We start from the raw sequence: 25247 nt of genomic DNA on the forward strand, positions 1-25247 counted from the left end.
AAGGGCAGAAGGGCTTTTTTCTGAGGACAGGCACTGCATTCGTTTTGCCTTCACCGCAAAAGAAAGCACGGGCTCACATACTGTGTCGCTTTACCCGCGCACAAACTGACAAAGCCAGAAGGGGCATTTTCTGCGAGGTATTCCGCAGCGCTGAGCGACCTGAAGGCACCGCGTGAGCGGCGCGAGGACCGCCGAAGCCAAAGTGCCTCTTCTGGCGATCTCACCCGCCGACATCACAACAATGGGTTAGCATCCCAAAACAGCTCAGCCTGACGTCTTCGCGGTAAAGGCAAACGAAGGAAAGGGAGCCGAAGCCAAAATGCCCCTTCAGGCGATTTCACCCGCCGAGAGTGCTGCACTTTATTCGACTCCCCCCGCTGTCAGGCAAACATCACCTCAGCCCAGCGCGCCAGACCAGCAGTCACTGAGGCAAAGTCATCTCCGCCAGCAATCGGTGTACCTGGCAGGGCCTGCTGCAGCGCAGCGCGCAGCAGAGGCGAACGTGCACTACCGCCCGTCAGATAGATCACTTCCGGCTTAATATGACTGGTCGCCAGCGCCAGATGTACCTGTTCCAGGATCTTCTCCAGCGGCTGGCTGATCGCGTCCTGCAGGGTTGCCACGCTGATATCGGCCTGTAAATCCGCGCTGATAAAATCCAGTGCGGCGGCGAAGTCAGGGCGGTCGGAGAGGGCGATTTTGCTCTCTTCCGCAGTACGCACCAGACGATAGCTCAGCTTTTGTTGCCAGACTTTTAACAGGTGTGCCACGGCGGCAGGATTTTCGGCATCCCGTACCAGATCGCGCAACAGTTTGCCGCAGACGGTACTGTAAAAATCGCTTTGTGCAGGCACATCGTTGATGGCGACGGCATTCCACCAGGGCAGGGCAGGTAAGGCCGTGCCTTTTTGTGTCTTCCCGCCCGCGCCAAGCAGCGGCATCAACGCTTTAAACGCCAACATAATATCCAGGTCATTACCGCCCACGCGGCAGCCACTATGGCCCAGCAGGCTTTCCCGCCGGTCTGACAGATGACGCCACTGCGGCCCCATCAACAGCATCGAACAGTCGGTGGTTCCCCCACCGATGTCCACGACCAGCACGCGGGTTTCTTTTTCGAGTGTGGCTTCAAAGTCCAGCCCCGCCGCGACCGGCTCAAACTGAAACTCCACCTCCCGAAAGCCCGCGCGTTTAGCGGCACGCAATAAGATGCCCTGCGCCTGCGCGTTGGCCTCTTCGCTGCCCAGTCCCTGAAAGTTCACCGGGCGGCCAATTACCGCCTGTTCAATTGACTGGTCAAGCTGTGCTTCGCCCTGCTGACGAATATGCAGCATCATGGCGCACACTAAATCTTCAAAGAAGGCGATCTGCTGGGGTTTTAACCCACTCGCGCCCAGGAAGGACTTCGGCGACTTCACGAACCAGACATCTTCCGGATCGACCATATAGTGCTGAAGCGCGGTCAGACCGAACTGCACGCTATCGGAGAGAACATCGATATCTTCTTCACGGTTATAGCGCAGCGCCCGTTGCAACAGCGCCGTGCTTTCCTGGTCCGGCGTGGCAACCTGATGATGGCGATGAAGCCATTCCGTAACGGCTTCACGTGTCGGGGAGCAGATCATCGATGGCAGCAGGCGTTGACCGTTCTCCAGCGTTAACAGTCGTGGTGTGCCTTTTTCGCTGACCGCAATCAAGCAATTAGCCGTACCGTAATCGAATCCAATGAACATTTTTCGCCCCCAGGCAGGAAAAAGGGGGCGACTTTAGCGCAGCTGTAAAGGTGAGGCAAGCGGCGAGCGGCAGAATTAGCGAATCGCAAAAAGGTGATCTTCACTCAGTTTGCTGAGCGGCTGGCGCTCGGCAACAGCACTGCCCCAGACTCCGTCAACATCCAGGCTGGTAAGCGTGGTCAGAACGGCCGGCACGGAGACTGGCCCCGCAAGCAATATAATATTGCGTTCATTGGTCTGGCTTTGAATAATGGAAATCAGCATTTCATCCATCAGATTGTTATGCAGGTTCGCCACCAGCTCGGGTGCCAGAATCAGGCAGTCCACCACTTTACCGGTTAACTGATTAAACGCATCCAGGTTACGGCCAAACTGTTGCAGCACGATGCGACAGCCTGCCTGGCGCAGTTTCATCAGTGTAGCCAAAAGCTGCTCGCCGCCCGATAACACGCTGGCGGCATGCAGCGCGATACCGCTGTTACTGTTCGCCAGACCGGATTCTGCAAAACGGACACAAAGTTTCTCAACGAAAACCGGATTATAAAGCGCGTTAACATCCACGGGCAAAATTAAGGCAATGCCTTTTTGGCTCATAGCCGCAATGCGATGACGGAAAAAAGCCTCAACGATATTGTCTTCCAGCCGCTGTTTCAGCGCCGCGTCAGTCAGGTTGTTACGCAGCAGATGTTCATCCACCAGCAGTCCTTCCCGGGTAAATAACTGTACTTCAATCAACCAGACGCTGGCAGAGTGCGGCTTGCCTGGCGGTGCGACAGCCCAGACCTGAAGTTCCACCTGCAAGGCATCAAGGGTTGCCTGATCCAGCGAATGGTGGCTGCCGGTCAGGGCCAGCGGATGCTGTTCGTACACCATGTAGCGCCCGCGGCCGCTGCGTTTAGCGTTGTAACAGGCAATATCGGCCTGGGACAACACATCACTGCTTTGACAATTATTCGGTGAAATTTGTGTCATGCCTGCGCTGGCCCCAACCTGATAGGCCCGGCCCAGCCATTCAAAACAATAGTCGTTGACTGCACGCACGATACGCTGCACCACATCACGGGCCTGGTCCACCAGACATTCAGGCATGAGCACGGCAAATTCATCCCCGCCAAGACGGGCGAGAAAGTCGGTGCTGCGCAGGTGATGACGCATTAAATCGGAAAGTTCGCTCAGCAGTGCATCCCCGGCGGCGTGCCCGGCGCTGTCGTTAACCGCTTTGAATTTATCCAGGTCAATAAACACCAGTACATGCTGATGTTGATGTTCAGCGGCATCGGACAGCAGTCGCTTCAGTTGCAACTCAAAACTGGCGCGATTGGGCAGGCGGGTTAACGTATCGTGCAGCGCGCTGTAGCTCAATCGTTTCATGACCTTACGTGATTCACTCACATCCTGAATGACCATCACCGCGCCGCGTTCAGTTCCCGATTCCGATTTCAGCGGCGTTATCGTGTAATGGATATCAATGTGCTCACCATTCAGGGTGTGAAGCACCCACTCTTCAGACAGATAGGGCGCAGTCTTTTCAGAATGCGTGGGGTTGATCATCAGATTTTCCACGGGCGCGCCGTGACGGCCATGGGTGATGTGAAGCAGTTCACTTACCGGTCTGCTGACCGCGGCTTCCTGTGACCAGCCAGTCATTTTTTCAGCCACCGGATTCATGAAGGTGACGCGCATGGCCTGATCCGTACTGATGACGGCCTCGCCGATGGAATCGAGCGTAATCATCATGCGCTCTTTTTCCTGAAACAGGGCTTCGTTCAGGTTACGCAGCGGCGTAATATCCTGTGCAACGCCCAGTATGCGCTCGATCCGGCCTTCCTGACTGAGTAAACGATTCGCCTGAGAACGTATCCAGTAATGTCCTTCTTCGCGTATCACGCGATACTCCATTTGAAACGCGCTGCTTTCTTCAATGGCCTGCTGTATGGTCTGCACACAAAATGCGCGATCGTCGGGATGCACCAGTTTGATCCACAAGTCGAAGCTGGGCACTTCATCCGACTGCAAACCGAACAATGTGTACATGCGTTTATCCCACAGCATTTCTCCACTGTTCATGTTCCATTCCCACACGCCAATGCCGCCCGCTTCGTTGGCCAGCGTGATACGTTCCATTAACCGCTGGTTGACCAACTCGCTCTGTTTTAATTCAGAAATATTCACAATCTGCGCAATAAAATAGAGCGGTTGTTGTTCGCTGTCCCGTACCAGCGAAACCGTCAGCCGCACCCAGACGATTTCATGGTCCTTACGGAAGTAACGCTTCTCCAGCGTGAACGACAAAATCTCGCCAGCCAGAAGCTTATCCATTTTGCCATCGTCAATACCCAGGTCGTCAGGATGCGTAATCTGCTGGAAAGTCAGGTTCTTTAATTCGTACTCGGGATAACCCAGCGTGTCGCATAATGATTTATTCACCTGAAGCCAGCGGCCTTCGGGTGAAACCAGCGCCATGCCAATAGCGGAATACTCCATGGCGTTACGAAAACGCGTTTCGCTTTCACTGATATGACGCGTTTCATGGCGGAACGCATCCATGACCAGCGACATAATATGGCAGGGGATTAAGACCATCAGAAACGGCAGCCAACTGACAATCATGGCGTAATTCGTCGTCGTAGGCGTGACGATTATCCAGTCTAAAGAAAGCAGCAGCGCCATAAAGCTGGCGTTGAGAAAGAACAGGACAAACGCCTCCACCTTGGGCAGTCGAACAGCGCACCAGAACAGCACGACCAAAATGAAGGTAAACGGCCAGGGCAAAAAACGCAGCGACAAATAGCTGGCAATCAGCGTCAGAACGAGGCTGAAAAGTGTTTCAAACAGCGAGGCGCGCCTGAGGTAACCCTTAGGCAAGGGCCAGGAGAGCAGCAGCAGAACCGGCCCAAGGGCGAGCATGCCGATGATTTCCGAAATCACCCATGTATAAAAGAAGGCGAAAGAGGCCTGTTGTCCAACCTGTAAAACCCACAGCGCCAGTACGCCACCAATCAGTGGCGAAATCACGCCGGTGGCAAAAACAAAGCGCAGCCAGTCGCGCAGCGACACCAGCGGTGCCTCGCGGTTAAGCAACGCGCGCAGCAGCATGCCACCGATGCCCGCCTGCAAAAGGTTCAACAGGGCAAATTTTAAATTTGAAAGCGCAGGACCGATGACAAACGCATTGGCTGCGGCGGTGCCAATCAGGCAGGCCGCAAGGAACAACGGCAACTGACGTGATGTGCAGCGAAACACCACCACGGTCATTAAGGCGGTGGAAAACCATAAAGGCGAAATCTTGCCGCTCACTACGATCAGTTCAAGGCAGAACAAGGTCAGGACGAACGAAACCAGGCCAAGCCCGCAGGCATGAAGCCACGAATTAGGTGATTTATCTGACGAAGCCAGCGCATCAACGATCATTTATCGATCCAGCAGGGTACAAGGTATTGACATGGCAGGTGACGAGATAGCCATCCTGATTGAAGAATGCTAGCACATTTGTTGGAGAAAAAAGGGGGGAAATCATTAAATTGCGTTATTTGACCGATTGACGGGCTCGTCTGTGAGGCGAGCCCGTCTCGCCTTATTCAACGAAAAAGGTCGGCACGGGTATAGGGTTTTTCCAGGCCCGCGAGGCAGGCTGAAAAGTGCTCAAGAAACTGCTGCGTGGTGGCGATGCGTCCATGTCCCAGCAGCAGCACCGGCACCAGCAACGCGGCGGCAATCTGCGGCCAGCTAAACCCTTTTAATGCGGTTTCGCGTTGTGAAAGCAAAAAAGCGGTGCTCAGTGTAAAGCCTAACAGCAGTCCGGTCAGGACTTCGCTGAGGGAATGGGCATGGATGACGAGGCGGGAAAACCCCACCATTAAGGGGATCATATAGCCCACGCCAATGGCGAAACCGCGCCACAGGCTCGGCCAGCGTCCGGATATCAGCCAGAGCATCACGGGCCACAGGGTGGCAGACATGGCGCTGTGGCCGCTAAATCCGGTGAAGTTAAAACGGGCACTGCCAATGCCAAAGCCCAGAAAGAGAATTTTTGACAGGCTGACGACCAGCCCCGCCAGGCCAAAGGCAAAAAGCCAGTACCATACGGTGCGCCGGTTATCGCTTTTCCACGGTAAAATCAGTGCAATAATCACCGCCGTGGGAATTAACAACATACTGTCACCAAAATAGGTGAGGGTCTTCCAGAGCATAGTTTTCCTTTATTTTTTTCGGGCCCCAGGCCCTTTTTGTTCAGGTTTGTAAGACCTGATACGTGCTGTGCATCGTCATGCTGTCTGAGAGGGCTAGTTTATCGATGAAATCATTCGAGTTAAAAGGGGAAAGTCTGAAAACCGGCCATGCCATTTCTCTGGCATCAAAAGACCGAAATCCCTATACTTAGCGCCAAATCACCCTCTCCGTTCAGCCCCATTAACTGGGTGCGCAGTTTGCGTACAGTTTCTGGCTCCAGTATCAGGTTTTTAAAAGTATGACTGACAAGTCCCATCAGTGCGTGATCGTTGGCATTGCAGGTGCATCCGCATCCGGTAAAAGTTTAATCGCCAGTACCCTGTATCGTGAAATTCGCGATCAGGTGGGTGATGAACACATCGGTGTTATTCCCGAAGATGCCTATTACAAAGATCAAAGTCACCTCACCATGGAAGAGAGGGTTAAGACCAATTATGACCATCCCAGCGCGATGGATCATGATTTGCTGTTACAGCACCTGCGCGCTGTCAAAGCAGGACAGGACATTGAACTGCCGGTTTACAGCTACGTTGAGCACACCCGCACGCAAGAGACGCTGCATCTCAAGCCCAAAAAAGTCATTATTCTTGAAGGCATTCTGTTGTTAACGGATGCGCGGTTACGCCAGGAACTGAATTTTTCCATTTTCGTCGATACGCCGCTGGATATTTGCCTGATGCGCCGAATGAAGCGCGACGTCAATGAACGCGGTCGCTCAATGGATTCCGTCATGAGTCAGTATCAGAAAACGGTACGCCCGATGTTTCTGCAGTTCATTGAACCGTCAAAACAGTACGCGGATATCATCGTGCCGCGCGGTGGTAAAAACCGCATCGCGATTGATATTCTGAAGGCCAAGATTAATCAGTTTTTCGAGTAGTTTACGTCTCAAAAGGCGTGACGCGAACAGGTTAAAAGCACAGATGCGCCCTGTTCGCTACACTTACTTCATGGAGTTACCGTAATGAGATTATGCGACCGCGATATTGAAGCCTGGCTCGACACCGGAAAACTGGCGATTACCCCACGGCCAACCGTGGAACATATCAATGGTGCAACAGTGGACGTGCGTTTGGGCAATCAGTTCCGGACGTTCAGCGGACATACCGCGCCGTTTATTGATTTAAGCGGCCCGAAGCACGAGGTCAGTGCTGCGCTGGATCGCGTCATGAGCGATGAGATCGTGTTGCCGGAAGGTGAGGCGTTCTTTCTGCATCCGGGCGAACTGGCGCTGGCGGTAACGCTGGAATCTGTCACGATTCCCGACGATCTGGTGGGCTGGCTCGACGGGCGTTCTTCACTTGCCCGCCTCGGGCTAATGGTTCACGTCACTGCGCACCGTATCGATCCGGGCTGGCAGGGCCGTATCGTGCTGGAGTTTTATAATTCAGGCAAACTGCCTCTGGCGTTGCGCCCTGGCATGTTGATTGGTGCGCTAAGCTTTGAACCGCTTTCCGGTCCGGCAGCGCGTCCCTATAATCGCCGTGAGAATGCAAAATATCGTGGCCAGCAGGGTGCTGATGCCAGTCGTATCGACAAAGATTAATTCATGAGGATGTGATGAGAAGAGTGATAACCACGCTGGCCATTCTACTGGTGGTGGTCGTAGCGGGATTAACGGCGTTGATCATGCTGGTGAACCCTAACGACTTCCGTAGTTACATGGTTCAAGAGGTCGAACAGCGTAGCGGTTATCAACTCACTATCGATGGCGACCTGCGCTGGCATGTGTGGCCGAAACTCAGCATTCTCGCCGGACGGATGAGCCTGACGGCACCCGGAGCGGCGCAACCGGTTGTTTCTGCCGATAACATGCGTCTGGATGTTAATCTTCTGCCGTTACTTTCCCATCAGCTCAGCGTAAGCCAGGTGATGTTAAAAAATGCCATCGTGCGGGTCACGCCAGACAGCGCCGCGCGGGCACCTGAGAACGCGCCGCGCGCGCCCCACAACAGCGAACCCACCTCGTCTGCCGGCTGGTCGTTTGACATCGACAATCTGCAACTGTCCGACAGCCTGCTTATCTGGCAGCAGCCGGGCGGGGACGCCTTTACCTTCCGTAATCTTAATCTGGATATGGAGCAGGATCAGTCCAGAATCGCCACGATCGGCCTGACGACCAGTCTGACCCGTAACCAACGCACCGCTGTCCTGACGCTGAAAGGGCAACTGGACAAATCACGCTATCCGCATCAGTTGAGCGGCCAGGTGGCGCAGGTCGACTATAACCTGACCGGAGCGAGCCTGCCGCCAGAGGGCATTAAAGGCACGCTGAGCTTTCAGGGCAACTGGGACCTGGATAAAAATCGTTTTGACGTGAGCAATCTTAAGCTGACCGCTAACGACAGCGTGCTCAGCGGGCGCGCTGAAGGCGAACTTACGCCGCCGCAAAAGCTGGCGATGGATCTTCATGCCAGCGCACTCAATATGGACAATCTGTTGTTTATCTCGACCCTGACCCAGCAGATGAGTGGACAAAACAGTCAGATTGCCCCGGCACCGGTCATCGCGGACCAGCCTGAACCGACCAATGCAGACTCCCCGCTTAACGACATTGATCTTGATTTGTCGCTGCAGGCCGATAGCGCGGTCTGGCGTGGCCTGAACCTGACCAAACTCTCCCTCAAAGCGGTTAATCAACAGGGGCTGGTAACCTTCAGTACATTATCAGGCAATGTGGGGCAGGGGAGCTTCTCTGTACCGGGCAGTATCGACATTCGTCAGCCTGTTACGCAGGTCGCTTTTACGCCGGTGCTGAACCAGATAGCTATCCAGCCTTTATTAAAAGCGCTGGCCTTGCCGCCGTCGCTGCAGGGAACCCTGAGCCTTAAAGGTGAATTGTCGGGTGAAAATCTGACGCTTGCGGATGCAAAACGCAGCTGGCAGGGCAAGGCCGATATCCAGGCGCATGATCTGAAACTGGCCCAGCTCGACTTACAGCAAATGGTGCGCAGTGCCGTGGCACGTGTCAGCGACCGTGTCAGCAGTGATTCTCAGGCGTCCGGACAGGGCATTGAGCAGGTGAGCGGACAACTGGCCATGAAAAATGGGCTGCTGACGTTAAGTCATCTCGACGGTGGAGGGAAGGCGCTGACGCTGCGCGGCGAGGGGCGTATCAATCTGGTGCAGCAACAGCTGGATGTGACGCTGGGCCTGACACTGAGCGACTGGCGCGGCGACGAAAACCTGGTGGCCGCGCTGTCCGACCAGGTGATTCCGTTCCGTATTTATGGCAGTTGGGCTAATCCGCAATATACGCTGCCGGTAGATGATGTCATGCGTGACAGGCTACAGAATGAGGCAAAATCCCGCCTCAATCAGTGGCTCGATCGTCAACAGGCAAAAGACAAGAACAGTACGCACCCGTAATCACCGTCGGCAGCCGGCGCTGAATTACGCTTTCAGCGCCGCACCGTCGACGTGAGGTACAATCCCTACCTTCTGAATCCGATGCTGGTCGACCTGTAAAGTCCGTAGCCGGTATTCGCCAAGCTGAATCTCTTCGCCTTCCTGCGGCACATGTTGCAGGCGATCCATCATTAAACCTGCGATCGTGTGGTAATGCTGTGTGTTTTCTCGCGGCAGCGTGACGTAAAGGGCCAAATCGTCCAGTGGCATATGGCCATTGGCAATCCAGCCGCCTGCGCCGTCAGGCTGAATGTCGTGGCGCGCCTCTGAATCGGCTTCGTTCGGCAGATTGCCCGCAATCGCCTCCATTAAATCGCTCAGCGTCACCACGCCTTCTACCGACCCGAACTCATCGACCACAAACGCAAAATGCGTCTGTGCCTGGCGGAACTGCTCCAGCGCCTGTAACACCGTTATGCGCTCATGGAAGACCAGCGGCTGACGGATCAGGCTACGCAGATCCAGGGCATGCCGATGCAGCGACTGATGCAGCAGATCGTTAACATGGACAACACCAAGCGGTTCATTACCGTTTTCGGTGATAACGATGCGCGTATGCTGATTGCGATCAAGATCGGCCATAATGACGTCGGGGTCGTCGCTTAAATCAATGTGCTGAACATCATGGCGCGTGGTCATAATTGTGTCGATACGACGTTGCCCCAGTCCCATCACGCTGGCAATCATCACACGTTCCTGCCGGTTAAACAGGGCAACAGACTCACCGTCAGCCAGCATAGAAGCGGTTTGCGTATCCAGCTCGGCCTGTTCCGCTTCACCACGCAGCAGCCGCAGCACGGCTTCAGCTGTGCGCTGGCGAAGGGGCCGTCCAGCTGACAACACTTTACGGCGGTTAAACTGTGCCAGCTGATTCAGGGCTTCAATGACGACGGAGAAACCGATCGCGGCATACAGATAGCCCTTGGGAATCGCAAAACCAAACCCTTCCGCCACCAGACTGAAACCAATCATCAGCAAAAAGCTCAGACACAGAATCACGATGGTCGGATGGTTGTTAACAAAGCGCGTCAGCGGTTTACTGGCTAACAACATCAGTAAAATGGCGATAGTGACCGCCGCCATCATGATCGGCAGATCGTTGACCATCCCGACGGCGGTAATCACCGCATCCAGAGAAAAAATGGCATCCAGCACGACAATTTGTGCCACGACGGGCCAGAATTTAGCGCCGCCCTTTTGTTGAGTGTCCTCCGCATCGCTGCCTTCAAGTCGTGTGTTAAGTTCGGTGGTCGCTTTGAACAGCAAAAACAGCCCCCCGCACAACAGCAACAGATCACGCGCACTAAAGGCATGATGCGCGAAGGTGAATAAAGGTTGAGTCAGCGTTACCAGCCAGGAAAGCGAGGCTAACAGCAGCAGGCGACAAACCAGCGCCATGAGCAGACCAATAATGCGCGCGCGGTCGCGCAACGCCGCAGGCAGTTTCTCCACCAGGATAGCGATAAACACAAGGTTATCAATACCCAGCACCAGCTCCAGAACGATTAGCGTTACTAAACCTGCCCACAATGAGGGATCGGTCATTACCTCCAGCATGCGTTATTCACCTGAATGTCTAAAAATAAGCTTTGTCTGATGATAGTGGACAGACGGCGTCGGGACAAATAGCGGAATGACAGGCGCTTTATGCTTTATTTAGACACAGGCCACTTTAATTACAGGCGAATTAATGGACGAAATGATTAATGCGGGAAGGACGGTAAGGGATAAAGGTTGCAGATTAATGTCACTACACTCGCCATTCAGAGGAATTTCTTATGCGATTAATCCTGGTGCCAACATGGAATAAATCTGATTTTTTTCTTCCCTGGCACCCAAAATGAGCGGCTTCAATACTTATTACTGGTAGTCTTTTTCCTAAAATAGTCCGGTGATGGCGGGGTCCACTTGTAAACAGGCCAGTAATAACTAGTATAGCAACGAGTTAGTTAACGCCTGCGTCTGAACCTGTAATTTGCGCAATCATCCGTCAGGGTAAGCAGCGGAATGTAAACGCATTCGGCAAGGGATGCGTTGTGCGCCTTCATTTGTGGCGCAGGGAGAACCCGAGGCTATCAAGGCGGTATTGGCACCGACAGCCAAGGGCGGTAGCGTGCCTGATTTGCCGCTGTGGTTTGATATTTAATCAGTCCTGTGTGGGTAAAGTCAGAGTAATCTGTTGGTATTGAGTACGGGATTATTGTTTTCATAGTCAATGACAATGGCGTAAATGCCGCAGGAGCTCCCCTCAGAAACGCTTCAGGCTCAACATCAGTACTGTTCACTTCAGGGTCTGGTCGTGGTGGGTTAAGGAAATAAAATAAAGAGTTAAATATGCGCGATAACCATTTTACGTTTAAAAGTCTTATCACCAAATTATTATTGGCTTGTTCTGATTTAATATGTTTCAACGCGGCATTATTTATCGCGATGATGCTAATTAATTTGACATCTCCGTCTCTTTTATCGGATATGTCTGACCGGGAATTAAATTTAAAAATTGCTACCCACATTTGCCTGTCAGTAATTTGCGTGGGCTGGTTCTGGGTCAGACTGCGTCATTACACCTATCGCAAACCTTTCTGGTTCGAATTAAAAGAAATTTTTCGTACCATTCTTATTTTTTCCGTTATTGAACTGTCAATTACGGCACTGTCTCAGTGGCAGATGTCCCGTTTTGTCTGGCTGCTGACCTGGCTTATCACGCTGGTGATTATTCCTGTCTGTCGCTCCGTTTTTAAACGCGTCTTAAATAATTATGGCCTGTGGAAAAAACAGACCATCATTATCGGCAGCAGTAAAAATGCCCAGGAAGCGTGGGAAGCGCTGCAAAGTGAAGAAGTCATGGGATTCGATGTCATTGCCTTCTACGACGTTGATGGGACCTGCCCTCAGGACGTCATGTCGGGCGTTCCCGTTCTGCGCGACGAACAGGACGTATGGAAGCTGACCAATGCGGACACCCAGTTCATCGTGGCGGTGGAATTCGAGCAAAGCCAGTACCGTGATATGTGGCTGAAATCACTGGCTATGCACAACTGTCGCTCCGTTTCTGTCATTCCGACGCTGCGCGGCGTACCGCTGTACGGTACCGATATGGCCTACATCTTCAGCCATGAAGTCATGATCCTGCGCGTGCAGAATAACCTGGCTAAGCGTACGTCACGCTTCCTGAAGCGCGTGTTCGATATTGTCGGCGCACTGTCTATCATCGTCATGCTGCTCCCCGCGCTGCTGGTGCTGGGTTTTCTGGTCGGCCGGGATGGCGGTCCACCGATTTATGGTCATGAGCGCGTGGGCATGAATGGCCGTAAATTCAAATGCCTGAAATTCCGTTCGATGGTGATCAACTCCAAAGAAGTGCTTGAGGAAGTGCTGCGTACCGATCCGGTCGCCCGTGCTGAGTGGGATAAAGATTTCAAACTTAAAAACGATCCACGCATTACCAAAGTCGGCCACTTCATTCGTAAAACCAGCCTGGATGAGCTGCCGCAACTGTGGAACGTCGTTCGGGGTGATATGAGTCTGGTAGGACCGCGTCCTGTCATCGAAGACGAGCTGGCACGCTACGCCGGTGACGTGGATTACTACCTGATGGCCAAACCCGGCATGACCGGACTGTGGCAGGTCAGTGGTCGTAACGACGTAGATTATGAAACGCGCGTCTATTTCGATTCCTGGTACGTGAAAAACTGGTCGTTGTGGAACGATATCGCCATTTTGTTCAAAACCGTCGGTGTCGTGCTTAAGCGTGATGGTGCTTATTAACCGCAGGAAAAAGGTGCCAGCCTCTCTCTGACAGCACACGACAGGGGAGCGGGTTGGTACATTTTTCTAAAAAAAAACGGTACGGCATTGATAAACAGCCATGTTCTGCTTTGCTTTATTTCTTTCTGGGTAAAGCGCGCGATCGGTAAAAGACAGGAGCTAAGAATAATGAACGACATGTTCAGTGCCTGAGTCAGGATAGTTTACTTTTTTTGAGCGCTTACACAGCGGCGTACTTGCCTCTATCAAACATTAACTGATAGCGAAGATCTAAATGATTACAATGAAAATGAAGATGATACCTGTTTTGGTATCTGCCACGTTTATGGCCGGCTGTACCGTCGTGCCGGGGCAAAATTTATCCACTTCGGGAAAAGATGTCATTGAGCAGCAGGACAACAACTTTGACATCGACAAGTACGTTAACGTGTATCCGTTAACGCCGAGCCTGGTGGAAAGAATGCGTCCTAAGCCACTGGTAGCACAAGCCAACCCGTCACTGCAAAATGAGATTCAGAACTATGAATACCGTATCGGCATTGGTGATGTGCTCACCGTGACCGTATGGGATCACCCTGAACTCACCACGCCCGCTGGTCAGTACCGCAGTGCAAGCGACACCGGTAACTGGGTCCATTCAGATGGCACCATTTTCTACCCTTATATTGGTCGGGTCCGTGTCGCAGGCCGGACCGTAGGGGAAGTGCGTAATGAGATCGCGCGTCGCCTGGCACAGTACATCGAAAGTCCTCAGGTTGACGTCAGCATTGCTTCCTTTAAGTCACAGAAAACTTACGTAACCGGTGCGGTGACCACCTCAGGTCAACAGCCTATTACCAACGTTCCGCTCACTATCCTGGACGCAATTAACGCCGCGGGCGGACTGGCTGCGGACGCCGACTGGCGCAACGTGGTTCTGACGCATAATGGCCGCGAACAGCGCGTGTCATTGCAGGCGTTGATGCAGAATGGCGATCTGAGCCAAAACCATCTGCTTTATCCGGGTGACATTCTGTATGTGCCGCGCAACGACGATCTGAAAGTCTTCGTTATGGGTGAAGTGAAACAGCAGGCCACCCTGAAGATGGATCGCAGTGGCATGACGCTGGCAGAAGCGCTGGGCAATGCGGCGGGCATGGATCAGACCACGTCGGATGCGACCGGTGTCTTTGTTATCCGTCCGACACGCGGCACAGACCGCAACAAGATCGCCAATATTTACCAGTTGAACACCAAAGATGCTGCATCGATGGTGATGGGTACCGAATTCCAACTCGAACCTTACGATATCGTCTACGTGACCTCGACGCCGCTGACGCGTTGGAACCGCGTGATATCGCAGTTGATACCAACCATAGCCGGTGTTAACGATGCGACGCAGGCCGCACAACGCATCCGCAACTGGTCGAACTAAGGTTTCGCCATGATTAAGTCTGTGTTAGTCGTCTGCGTAGGCAACATCTGCCGCTCTCCTACCGGAGAGCGCCTGTTCAAACGTGCGCTGCCGCAACTCTCTGTCGCCTCAGCCGGTCTGGGTGCCCTCGTCGGGCACGCGGCGGATAAAACCGCCTCTGACGTCGCGGCCGATAACGGGTTGTCACTGGAAGGGCACGAGGCCCAACAGTTAACGGCCAACCTGTGTCGGGAATATGACCTGATTCTGGTGATGGAAAAGCGCCACATTGAACAGGTTAACCGCATTGACCCGGCAGCGCGTGGCAAAACGATGCTGCTTGGGCACTGGCTCGATCAGAAGGAAATTGCGGATCCGTACAGAAAAAGCCGTGAGGCCTTTGAAGAGGTTTACGGGTTACTGGAACACGCCACTCAGAAATGGGTCAGCGTTTTAAGCCGATAGTTGGGATTATCCATGAATAGTAAAAATAAAGTCATGACCGCGCCACGCGAGGAATCGAATGGATGGGATCTGGCACACCTTGTGGGACAGCTGATTGATCACCGGTGGGTGATCGTCGCTGTGACCGCTTTTTTCATGCTGGTGGCAACCCTTTACACCTTGTTTGCAACACCCATTTACAGCGCCGATGCGATGGTTCAGGTCGAGCAAAAGAACACCAGCACCGTTCTGAATGAACTGCAAACGCTGATGCCGACCACGCCTGCTTCTGACACTGAGATTCAGATTCTGGAATCACGCATGGTGCTGGGCAAAACCGTTCAGGACCTCGGTCTGGACGCGGTGGTCTCACAGAACTATTTCCCGGTTATCGGTAAAGGTCTGTCGCGCCTGATGGGCAATAAACCGGGCGAGGTCGCGGTTTCCCGTCTGGAGATCCCACGCACTATCGACAAACGCAGCGTTAAGCTGGAAGTGACCGGAAAAGACAGCTACACCGTTTCGGCTGACGGGGATGAGCTGTTTAAAGGAAAAGTCGGGCAGTTTGAAAAACACGGTGATGTCAGCATGCTGGTCAGCGATATCAATGCTGAGCCCGGCACCACATTTACCGTCACCAAACTGAACGAGTTGCAGGCGATTAACAGCATCCTGTCTAACCTGACCGTCGCGGATAAAGGAAAAGATACTGGCGTGCTGGGCCTGCAGTATGTGGGTGAAGACCCGGATCAGATCAGTAAGGTGCTGAATCAGATCGTCAACAACTACCTGTTGCAGAACGTTCAGCGTAAATCTGAGCAGGCGGAGAAAAGCCTGGAGTTCCTGAAAACGCAACTGCCTGAAGTCCGGGCCAAACTGGATCAGGCTGAAGATAAGCTGAACGCCTTCCGCCGCGCGAATGAATCCGTTGACCTCTCACTGGAAGCGAAATCGGCACTGGATTCTTCCGTCAGCGTACAGAGCCAGCTTAACGAGCTGACCTTCCGTGAAGCCGAAGTGTCGCAGCTGTTTACCAAAGATCACCCGACCTATCGTGCGCTGCTTGAGAAGCGCAAAACGCTGGAAGATGAGCAGGCTGAGTTAAACAAGAAAATTGCGCAGATGCCGAAAACCCAGCAAGAGATTCTGCGTCTGACCCGCGATGTGCAGTCAGGCCAGGAAATCTACATGCAACTGCTTAACCGTCAGCAAGAGCTGAGCATCAGCAAGGCCAGTACCGTGGGTGATGTTCGCATCATCGACCAGGCGGCCACCGCTAACGCACCGGTAGCACCGAAGAAGCTGTTGATTATCGCCGCCAGCTTTATCCTGGGCCTGATGGTTTCCGTGGGCGTGGTTCTGCTTAAAGCCCTGTTGCATCACGGCATCGAAAATCCAGAACAGCTGGAAGAGCTGGGCATGAACGTCTATGCCAGCGTACCGCTCTCCGACTGGCAGCGTAAGAAAGACACCGAAGCGCTGGCACGTCGTGGCCACAAGGTGAAAACCGATCCGCATGAGACGCTGCTGGCGCTGGGTAACCCGACCGATCTGTCCATTGAAGCGATTCGTAGCCTGCGTACCAGCCTGCACTTCGCCATGATGGAGGCGAAAAACAACATCCTGATGATTACCGGGGCCAGCCCGGGCATTGGTAAAACCTTTATCTGTGTCAACCTGGCGACGCTGGTGGCCAAAGCCGGTCAGAAAGTGCTGTTTATCGACGGTGACATGCGCCGGGGTTATACCCACGAACTGCTGGGTGCTGATAACAAATCCGGGCTGTCAAACGTCCTGTCCGGCAAAACGGAGTTTAGCCCGGCCATGATTCAGCAGGGCGCGTACGGATTTGATTTCCTGCCACGTGGTCAGGTGCCGCCGAACCCGTCGGAGCTGTTAATGCATCGCCGTATGAGTGAACTGCTGGACTGGGCAAGCAAAAACTACGATCTGGTCCTGATTGATACACCGCCGATTCTGGCCGTTACCGACGCCTCCATTATCGGCAAACTGGCCGGTACGTCGTTGATGGTGGCGCGTTTCGAAACTAACACCACGAAAGAAGTGGATGTCAGCTTCAAACGCTTTGCCCAGAACGGTATCGAAATTAAAGGGGTGATTCTGAACGCCGTGGTACGCAAAGCCGCTAACTCTTATGGTTACGGCTACGACTACTACGACTACGAATACGGTAAACCCACGAAAAGCTAAGCGCTAAGTGAGAAGGGGCGGGTTTCACCGCCCCTTTTGATCGCTGGCTTGCGATGACGACACGCAACGATTTGCACAGATGATTCTGGATAGAACGCACAATAAGCGACGATCTCACGTCAATCATCAGAATTCATCATCAACATGCCCTGGTCTTTCACGCAGACCCGCTGAGACAGCCCCCTGGAAGGGCATCAGCGCTGGCCATTGTTGGCATGTGAACTTGTGGATTAAAGGAATCACACCATGGCTCCATATTGGTCAATATCAGGGTTTTTGCTGCTGCTTTCGCTGTTCGAAATCCTGGTTAAAAAAGACGAACGCACAAATTATGCTTTAACCTGGCTGCTCTGTATTGCTGCTATGATTTTGATTGTTTTCGGCGGTATTCGCGGTCTGGGCACCGGCATGGATGACTTTCAGTACCGGAGTTTCTTCGAGGATTTCGTACGACGTATCCAGATTAACGGTTTTTTTAATACCGTCGCTTTTTTCCGTTACGAACCGCTGATTTTCGCCATGGCCTGGCTGACCAGCCTGTTTTCGCACAATGCCAGCGTCTTTCTGTTTGTGTTTTGTGCCATTGCAGTTTCCATAAATACCTACTTCTTTAAGAAGATGTCACCCTATCCGGTGCTGGCGCTGGCGCTGTATTCCGCGCACATCTTTATTAACAAAGACATAAACCAGATTCGCTTTGGCCTGAGCTCCGCGCTGTTCCTGGGTGTGCTGTGGTCCATTTACCTCAAGCGTTACTGGTGGGCATTTACCTTTTTTATTCTGTCATTTATGAGCCACAACACCGCCGTTATGGTGGTGACGCTGGTGCCGTTCCTGTTTATTCGTGACTGGCGCTGGTGGCCGGTGGTTATCATTCTCTTCAGTCTGCCGCTCTCCGTTGTCGGCGGTTCCAGCTTTATCGCGCTGATTGCCGGTCATCTGGGGTCACTGGGTGAAAGGGCATCGGGCTATAACAATGACCCGTCCTACGCAATGGATGGCAGTATCCTGTCAGTCTCGAACCTGAAAAACATCATGCTGGTGTTTATTTTCTTCTATTTCATGCTGACGGAAGAGCTGAAGCGCGAAAATTACGCCCAGTACCGTCTTAACTATCTGCTGATTTTAAGTTTTGCTATCGGCGGGGCGATCAGGATCTTCCTGTACAACTTCCCGTCGGGTTCACGTCTGTCCAACTATTTGCAACAGGTCGAGCCGATTATCCTGACCTCGCTCATCTTTCAGGCCAGGCGCGTCTGGAAGCCCGCACTGTTTGGCATGCTGGTTTTCTTCCTGCTCTATTACCTCTACTACAACACCATCTCCACCAAACAGGCGGTTGTCGGCTACGAAGTGGCGCAGGAGTTTTGGTTGACTCGCTAATCAACCCGGCGATTGTCCTGCCGTGAAAGGCGTCACGCAGGGGCGGTTGCCAGTCAGAACACAGGTTTTTCTTCGACCTTTGTCGATTGAATTGTTTATTTTTGAACTATTTTAATGAGGTGCTGGCAATGAAGGACATTCGTTTCTCCATCGTAATTCCGGCTTATAACGCGTCAGAATCGATTGTCACGACGCTGGATTGCGTTAAAGCACAGACGTATCGTCATTTCGAGGTCATCATCGTTGATGACAAATCGGCGGATGCCGCCGCGCTCGCCGAGGTGGTTCGCAGCGAGCGTTACCAGGACCTGGACATCAACCTGGTGTTGTCAGAGGTCAAGCTGAATGGTGCAGGTGCGCGTAACAAAGGCATTGAACTGGCCACGGGCGACTATGTCAGCTTCCTGGATGCCGACGATGAATGGCACGCCGATAAGCTGCTGCAGGTCACAAAAAAAATTGCCCAACTTGAGGCGCAGGGCAAAGACAAGACCATTATCTTCAGCCAGGTGAATATCTATCAGGACGGCGCGTTCCTGAAAGTCATGCCGATGCAGCCGCCTGCTGAAAATGAAACGGTGGCGGAATATCTGTTCGGTTGTTATGGCTTCATTCAAACCAGCACGATTGTGCTGAAGCGTGAAGATGCCGCCAAAATTCAGTTCGATGCGCGCTTTATTCGCCATCAGGATTATGACTTCTGTATCCGTGCCGATCGGATGGGTTACCGGTTCGAGATGATTGACGCGCCGCTGGCTAATTATCATCTGGTGACCTCGTTCGGTTCAAAGCACAAAGGGGAATCGGTCAAGTACTCCCTGTTCTGGCTGGATACCATGAAGCCGCACCTTACCGCGCGTGATATTCACACCTATAAAGCCTTTAAGCTGCCGCTGCGCTACAAAATGGATGGCAACGCCCTGATGGCGAGCGTGAGTTTTGCCCGCTATTTCTTGCTCACTAATAAAGACAATCGCACCTACTTCCTCAACCGCGTGAAAGACAAGCTGAAAGCGCGTTTTGGCGGTGAAAAGGCACTTTCCTGATTCTCTTAAATGTTGTGACGTTTCTGTGCTGCCGGAAGCCTCTCCCGGTCGCTCCGTCTTTTTATTTATTCAGGTATGAAAATGACTAATCACTCTGGTACCGTTGGCATCGTGATGCCTATGTATAATGCCCGCCAGACGGTATTACGCGCCGTGCAGTCCGTGTTAAATCAAACCTATCAGGACTGGCACCTCTATCTGATCAACGATAAATCCACCGATGACTCCCTCGCCTGGGTAACAGAACAGTGCCAGGATCCGCGTATTACGATTCTGGACAATGCCGTGAACATGGGCGCAGCCGAAACCCGCAATGTCGGCTTGCGCGCGGCCAAAGAAGAGATCATTGCTTTTCTGGACAGCGATGATGAATGGCACAGTGATAAACTGCGTCAGCAGATGCAGGCGATAGCCGATGGGGATAATCTGGTTATTACCGAATATCATTATAAAACCCGCAAAGCTGACCACGATATCCGCTACTCGAAGCCGTATTTACAGCAGGACAACTTCGTAAAAAAACAGTACCGTGTCTGCTTCTCTTCCGTGTGCTTTCGCCGTCCACCAGGCGGTATTTTTTTCCAGCGCAAAGGTCATGAAGACTTCCTTTTCCTCTACGAACTGTTTAGCCGTTATAAACAGGCCAGGATAATTCAGACAATTCTGGTGAATTATTATGAGCTGGGCGATTCTCTGTCGCGTAATAAAAATAAAGCCGCGAAATGGCACCTCGAACTATTAAGAATTATCTATAAAAACAATCCGTTAAAAATCTATTACTATTACGCCTGGTATATGGTGAACGGTGTGCTTTTTAGCCTGAAACACCGTTAAGCCGATCGGCAGGATTGTCTGTAAACTTTGAGGTGGATAACGTTTCATGAAAAAAATCGTCCTGGTGATCAAAGACGCTTACTCGTATGCCGGCACCGAGAATATCTGCAACTTTATGTCGGAATGCCTCGGTGATGAGCACGACGTCACCATTTACTCGCTGGAAGGGCACGGTCAGCCGTTTTACCCGTTTGAAAAGGTTAAGCGCATCGTCAGCTTTGAAGGGGAAAGTAACCCGATTAAAAGTGCGGTGGCACGTATCCAGCAGGAAGGCTTTGATACCGTGTTTTTGATCAGCATGGGCCGCCTGAGCGTGATGTTTGCGTTCTGGAATCTGATGACGTTTAAAAAGAAACGTTTCAAAGCCTATGCCTGTGAGCACGTGGCCATCAACTCCTTTAGCAAGCCCATTAAATTCCTCAAATTCCTGCTTCTGCGCTACTACGACCGCGTGATTGTGTTGACGGATAAAGATCATCAGGTCTTTCAGCGCTGGCACATTCCCAGCCAGACTATCCCCAACCCGGTCGTATACAAAGCCTGGCAACGCACCTCGCGTCATCGCCAGGCGCTGGCAGTCGGCCGTCTGGACAATCAAAAGGGTTTTGACCTGCTACTGGATATCTGGCGCGACTTTGCCAAAGCCCATCCAGACTGGACCCTGGTCATTGCCGGTGACGGCGAGCTGCGCCAGCAACTGCACGATCAGGCTGCCGTGCTGGGCATCACCTCCAGCGTGAAGTTCGTCGGCAAAGTCAGCAACATCAACGACTACTATCGCGACAGCGATATGGCGCTGATGACCTCGCGTTATGAAGGTTTACCGCTGGTTTTGCTGGAAGCCAAATCGTGGTCGTTGCCGGTGGTGGCGTATGACTGCCCGACGGGTCCTCAGGAGATCATCAATCACGGTGAAGACGGCTTCCTGGTGCCAATGAACAAGAAAAGCGAATTTCTGGCGCGGATGGAGCAACTGGCGAGCGATGATGCCTTGTTCTACGCCATGAGCGAAAAAACCCAACACACTGCGCTGAAATTTGACGGCAAACAGATTAAACAAAGCTGGCTGGCGCTGGTGTAAACGGGCTGGAGATGCTCATTTTTGCTGTGCCTCATGGGACACCTTTTATGGCTGAGTTTACAGCCTTCATGACGACGGGATTTACTGCATGAAAAGAAGAGAAGTCTTGCAAACCGCAGCCTCCGCCCTTGTCGGTGCGCTTTCCGTGAGCACGTTTTCCAGCTACGCCGCCAAAAATACGGGTCTGGCGCTGAAATCGGTTGATGCAACGGCGATCCCGAAAGGGGATGTTCCCATTCTTACCCCTGAAAATGTGTACGCCATGCCACCGCAGTTTTGGCAAAATTTTCAGGGGAAGCTGTGGATTGGCAAAGCAGGCAGCGATGCCCGCCAGCCCGGTAACCAGATTCCGGTCTTTTTGCGTGATGCCAACGGCAATCTGGCGCAAATCACCCAGCCGATTACGCTGAACAAAGGCAATTTTGATCAGTTCGTCAAAGACAATGCGGCGCTTATCGCTAATCCGTCGCACGCCATGGCGCTGGAGGACAGCAACGGACAGACCGTATTCAACATTCCGGATGTCAGTCAGCCGGGTCAGGCCGCTTTTAGTCAGCGTCTGGCGCAGCCTGCCGGTTATCAGCTCATCGGGGAAATTCCTTCTGTCGATGATCTGCGTAAAACGCGGCCGCTGTTTGAAGGGGCAAAGATTAAGCTGAAGAGCTGGCATCCCGGCCTGGAAGTGGGCGGCGGTGAGTTTGTTGGCAGTTTTCAACCCGCTCAGGACGATCAGGGCGTGATTTTCAGCGGCGACGGCTTTCACTGGCGCCGCGTGGTGGATGACTATAACCGGCTGTCGCTGTTTGACTTCGGCGCGATCGCCGACGGCAAAACCGACAGCGCGCCCGCCATTAAAGCCATGTATCAGTGGTCGCAACAGAGCGATCAGCCTATCTGTGTCCAGTTCCCGGCAGGCACCTTCTTCGTGACAGGCTGTGACTTTGGCGAAGAACAGCGTCGCTTTTTCCGTATCTCCGGGGCCATGGTCAACTTCGGCTACTTCCCGGCGACCACCATCGTTTCTGATGGTCAATCCCCGTTTGTGTTTGAGGTCAGCGCCCGCTGGGTGGAAATCTCCAACCTGATTTTCAATGGCAATACCGATACGAAGCCGAACAGGCAGGGCCTGTTCCGCAATACCTGTCCGGGAGGGCAATTCTTCCGGGGGGCCTGTCTGCGTTTCAACAACGTTGGTGGCACCGCGCTGAGCCTGCTGGATACGCTGGACTGTAAAATTGACCAGTGGTACGCCTCGGCCTGTACCGGTGATGTCATTCAGGCCGGCTGGTCAGGACAGAAGAAGGGCAACTGGGATCACAGCACGGCGATTGAGCTTTCCAACTTCAATGCGCAGCACTGTAAAGGTGGCAAGGTCCTGAATCTGCCGCGCTGCAGTCAGTCGCTGATTCATAACGGCTGGATTGAACACTGCGACAATCCCGGCGATATCTCCAATGGTCAGTGGATTATTGATGCGCTCAGTCTGGAAGATTGCAAAAACCCGCTTATCGCCTGGCACTCGCGCCTGAATACGCGCCAGACCAACCTGCAGTCGGGGAGCTGGATTGATAACTCAGAGCAGGGCGATCGCTGGTTAAGCGCCTGGGAGATGGGATCGACCCGCGTTGAATCCTACGGCGTCGCGATTGATGGCAGCCTGAAATACAACTATCTCACTTCGCGCTGGTTGCTGGAAAACAACACCAGTCAGCCCGTGTGGTACGAACTGGCTAACCTTTATTCTCCTACTGTCGGTGACTCGTGGGAAATCGAGGTCTTCGGCCAGTCGCAGTTTAACAACGGCACGGACAGAGAACCGCTGATGAATCTGATCGACGGCAGAAACACCGGTGGTCGCGCGGTGATTCATGTACAGCGTAAGAAAGATCATGCTGAAGCCAGCTGGTCAGCGGAAGGCAGCAGCCCGGTGCTGGACGTGCGTTACGTGGCGAAAACCGACACCGATACACAGGTCTTTATCAGGCTGGCAGGCTGGACGCCTTCTGCTGCCATCATGATCAAAAGCACCGCGAAGGACCGTTTTGTGACCGGCCGCTGCGCACGGGTCGATGCCAAAATGACTAAAGCCACGCCCGACAGTGGCAGCCATGCTGCACCGCAGCGCTTTAGTCTGCACAACGGCAAAGCGGGCGTGGGCGCAAATGAGCAAGGCGATCTCCTGCTGGCTTCCCGCGCGCTGTCGGCTGACAACGTGGATACCCGTAAACCAGAAGGTTTCGTGTCGGTGGTCATTAACGGTAAAACCGTTGCCTTGCCCTATTTTGCCATTAAAGCGTAATTGAGAGAGGGCTGCCCTTAGCGGCAGCCAGGGCCAACAGGATCTGGGCTGTTGGCGTGCATGTTATTGCTGTTTTTTATCAGTGTTCATTTTGCCCGTTTCGGAACTGGGCGGTTGTCAGAATTAGAAAAAATTTAATTCGGAGTTTTTATGAAAATTTTATTGGTGGGTAACCATACCTGTGGGAATCGTGGGGATGGCGCGATTCTGCGTGGACTGATTGATTCAATTCAGGCCGCGCGCAACGATGTCGATATTGATGTGATTAGCCGTTATCCAACCAGCTCCGGTTATCTGCTTCAGCAACATATTCAGCAGGACAAGCTGTTCCTGCATAACAACTCCTCGGGGAAGGGCCTGATTGGCTCAGTCAAACGTAAGGTAGCGAACCGCCTGATGCCGAACATCATGATGGCACACCTGGGTAAGGGCGGTCCTTACAAGTCATTTTCCGTGCCGCCGCACCTTAAAGCCTTTACGGAAAGCCTGAAGGATTATGATGCCATCATCCAGGTAGGCGGCTCATTCTTTGTCGACCTCTATGGCGTAACGCAGTTTGACCATGCGCTTTGTGCTCTGTTAGCTAAAAAACCTATTTACCTGATTGGTCACTCGGTCGGTCCGTTCCAGAATGCGCGCACCAACCAACTGGCAAATTTTGTGTTTGATCGGGTGGACAAGCTTATTCTGCGTGAATCGGTCAGTCTGGATCTGATGAAGCGGGATGGCGTTACCAGCTCGAAAGTGGTGGCCGGTGTGGATACCGCGTTTCTGGTTCGTGCCCGTGAAGTGGAAAACCCCAGCCACAGCCTGCAACACTGGCAGAGCGTGATCCGCGCGCGTAAAACCATTGCCATCACGGTACGCGAACTGGCCCCCTTTGATAAGCGTTTGGGCGTCACGCAGCAAGACTATGAAGCCGCATTTGGCCGGGTGATTAACGCGATGATCGCGAGCGGTTATCAGGTCGTCGCCCTGTCTACCTGCACCGGTATCGACAGCTACGCCAAAGATGACCGCATGGTCGCGCTGACCCTGCGTGACCACGTGCAACAGTCTGAGCATTATCACGTCGTGATGGACGAGTTTAATGACCTGGAACTGGGTGTGCTGCTCAGCGAGTGTCATCTCACCATTGGTACCCGTCTGCACTCTGCCATTATCTCGATGAACTTCGGCACGCCTGCCGTAGCGATTAACTATGAGCACAAATCCATGGGCGTCATGAATCAGTTAGGCCTGCCGCAGATGGCGACCGATGTGCAGAGCCTGATGGACGGTTCCCTGATCGATAAGGTGCAGAGCGTCCTGGCCGACTACGACGCGATCAAGCAAAACGTTGCTGCTGCCGTGGCGCACGAAAGGGAAGTGGGTAACCGAATCACTGAAGAGATTCTAAACGTAATAGGATGATGTG

The 25247-nt window shown here is 53.0% G+C and carries 17 protein-coding genes; 13 read left to right on the plus strand and 4 right to left on the minus strand.

What is annotated here, in order from left to right:
- Positions 1 to 380: 380 nt before the first annotated feature.
- The 3 genes from yegD to RAC90_RS00085 form a co-directional block, all read right to left on the minus strand.
- The gene (gene yegD / locus RAC90_RS00075; protein ID WP_375123793.1) at positions 381 to 1733 is read right to left on the minus strand and encodes a molecular chaperone; all 1353 of its coding nucleotides are present in this window, start codon (positions 1731 to 1733) and stop codon (positions 381 to 383) included.
- A gap of 75 nt (positions 1734 to 1808) precedes the next feature.
- Entirely contained in the window at positions 1809 to 5144 is a 3336-nt protein-coding gene (locus RAC90_RS00080; protein ID WP_375123794.1) for a diguanylate cyclase, read from the minus strand.
- Positions 5145 to 5311: 167 nt separating this feature from the next.
- The gene (locus tag RAC90_RS00085) at positions 5312 to 5923 is read right to left on the minus strand and encodes a phosphatase PAP2 family protein (RefSeq protein WP_033740507.1); all 612 of its coding nucleotides are present in this window, start codon (positions 5921 to 5923) and stop codon (positions 5312 to 5314) included.
- Between the two features lie 278 nt (positions 5924 to 6201).
- On the opposite strand from RAC90_RS00085, the gene udk reads away from it, so the two are divergent.
- The 3 genes from udk to asmA all read left to right on the plus strand — a co-directional run bounded on the left by udk (position 6202) and on the right by asmA (position 9332).
- On the plus strand, positions 6202 to 6843 hold the full coding sequence (gene udk / locus RAC90_RS00090) for a uridine kinase (protein ID WP_006119880.1): 642 nt from the start codon (positions 6202 to 6204) through the stop codon (positions 6841 to 6843).
- Between the two features lie 84 nt (positions 6844 to 6927).
- Positions 6928 to 7509 (plus strand): dCTP deaminase, encoded by a 582-nt coding sequence (gene dcd / locus RAC90_RS00095; protein ID WP_006119878.1) that lies wholly within the window; start codon positions 6928 to 6930, stop codon positions 7507 to 7509.
- A gap of 14 nt (positions 7510 to 7523) precedes the next feature.
- Positions 7524 to 9332 carry an outer membrane assembly protein AsmA gene (gene asmA / locus RAC90_RS00100; RefSeq protein ID WP_375123795.1) on the plus strand — a complete coding sequence of 603 codons (1809 nt, stop codon included), beginning with the start codon at positions 7524 to 7526 and terminating at the stop codon, positions 9330 to 9332.
- 24 nt (positions 9333 to 9356) lie between these two features.
- Here asmA and RAC90_RS00105 read toward each other — a convergent pair whose 3' ends face one another.
- A complete protein-coding gene (locus RAC90_RS00105; protein WP_054633470.1) occupies positions 9357 to 10928 on the minus strand; it encodes a TerC family protein in 1572 nt (523 codons plus the stop codon).
- A gap of 777 nt (positions 10929 to 11705) precedes the next feature.
- Here RAC90_RS00105 and wbaP point away from each other — a divergent pair.
- From wbaP to wcaK, 10 genes are all read left to right on the plus strand, one after another.
- On the plus strand, positions 11706 to 13139 hold the full coding sequence (gene wbaP, locus RAC90_RS00110; protein WP_039338133.1) for an undecaprenyl-phosphate galactose phosphotransferase WbaP: 1434 nt from the start codon (positions 11706 to 11708) through the stop codon (positions 13137 to 13139).
- Between the two features lie 274 nt (positions 13140 to 13413).
- On the plus strand, positions 13414 to 14553 hold the full coding sequence (locus tag RAC90_RS00115) for a polysaccharide export protein (RefSeq protein ID WP_033740498.1): 1140 nt from the start codon (positions 13414 to 13416) through the stop codon (positions 14551 to 14553).
- A gap of 9 nt (positions 14554 to 14562) precedes the next feature.
- On the plus strand, positions 14563 to 14997 hold the full coding sequence (locus tag RAC90_RS00120; protein WP_006119871.1) for a protein-tyrosine-phosphatase: 435 nt from the start codon (positions 14563 to 14565) through the stop codon (positions 14995 to 14997).
- A 12-nt stretch (positions 14998 to 15009) separates the two neighbouring features.
- A complete protein-coding gene (gene wzc, locus RAC90_RS00125; RefSeq protein WP_039338132.1) occupies positions 15010 to 17187 on the plus strand; it encodes a tyrosine-protein kinase Wzc in 2178 nt (725 codons plus the stop codon).
- A 246-nt stretch (positions 17188 to 17433) separates the two neighbouring features.
- Entirely contained in the window at positions 17434 to 18570 is a 1137-nt protein-coding gene (locus RAC90_RS00130; RefSeq protein ID WP_006119869.1) for an EpsG family protein, read from the plus strand.
- Between the two features lie 128 nt (positions 18571 to 18698).
- Complete coding sequence (locus RAC90_RS00135) at positions 18699 to 19616, plus strand: glycosyltransferase (protein ID WP_054687534.1); 918 nt, start codon at positions 18699 to 18701, stop codon at positions 19614 to 19616.
- 81 nt (positions 19617 to 19697) lie between these two features.
- A complete protein-coding gene (locus RAC90_RS00140; protein ID WP_006119867.1) occupies positions 19698 to 20450 on the plus strand; it encodes a glycosyltransferase family 2 protein in 753 nt (250 codons plus the stop codon).
- 46 nt (positions 20451 to 20496) lie between these two features.
- Positions 20497 to 21531, plus strand: coding sequence for a glycosyltransferase family 4 protein (locus RAC90_RS00145; protein ID WP_054687535.1), 1035 nt, complete (start codon positions 20497 to 20499; stop codon positions 21529 to 21531).
- Positions 21532 to 21619: 88 nt separating this feature from the next.
- Complete coding sequence (locus RAC90_RS00150; RefSeq protein ID WP_375123796.1) at positions 21620 to 23830, plus strand: phage tailspike protein; 2211 nt, start codon at positions 21620 to 21622, stop codon at positions 23828 to 23830.
- A 150-nt stretch (positions 23831 to 23980) separates the two neighbouring features.
- Complete coding sequence (gene wcaK / locus RAC90_RS00155; RefSeq protein WP_039338130.1) at positions 23981 to 25243, plus strand: colanic acid biosynthesis pyruvyl transferase WcaK; 1263 nt, start codon at positions 23981 to 23983, stop codon at positions 25241 to 25243.
- The last annotated feature ends 4 nt before the right edge of the window (positions 25244 to 25247 follow it).

Source organism: Pantoea sp. CS_6 (assembly GCF_041954745.1).
In the GTDB taxonomy this organism is placed as follows: Bacteria; Pseudomonadota; Gammaproteobacteria; order Enterobacterales; family Enterobacteriaceae; genus Pantoea; species Pantoea stewartii.